Consider the following 259-nt stretch of genomic DNA (forward strand, 5'->3'; position numbering starts at 1 on the left):
TCGCTGCCCACATCCGGCTTCATGGATGGAACCGTCACGGCACAGGTGATCGAGTATGTGATGGGGGCGATGTTCATCGTGCTACCAATGCTGTTTCTAGGGGCCATGAGCTGGGCAGGATATTCAGTCGGCAACGGGATTCAAGGCATGTTGGCGAACGGTAGCAAAGCCGCAAGTGATTCAGCGAGCAAAGGTACGGATCAAATATTGGGTGCTGCAAAACGTTCAATTAGATGACTTGCTGTCGCCTATATAATGC

Annotated in this window: 1 protein-coding gene; it reads left to right on the forward strand. The window is 51.7% G+C overall.

Annotation, left to right across the window (positions count from 1 at the left end; genetic code table 11):
• Nucleotides 1-21: 21 nt before the first annotated feature.
• On the forward strand, nucleotides 22-237 hold the full coding sequence (locus tag AAEY75_RS15920) for a hypothetical protein (protein ID WP_352260135.1): 216 nt from the start codon (nucleotides 22-24) through the stop codon (nucleotides 235-237).
• Nucleotides 238-259 lie beyond the last annotated feature (22 nt).

The sequence above is a fragment of the Psychrobacter sp. TB55-MNA-CIBAN-0194 genome, assembly GCF_040309505.1.
GTDB classification, from domain to species: domain Bacteria; phylum Pseudomonadota; class Gammaproteobacteria; order Pseudomonadales; family Moraxellaceae; genus Psychrobacter; species Psychrobacter fozii.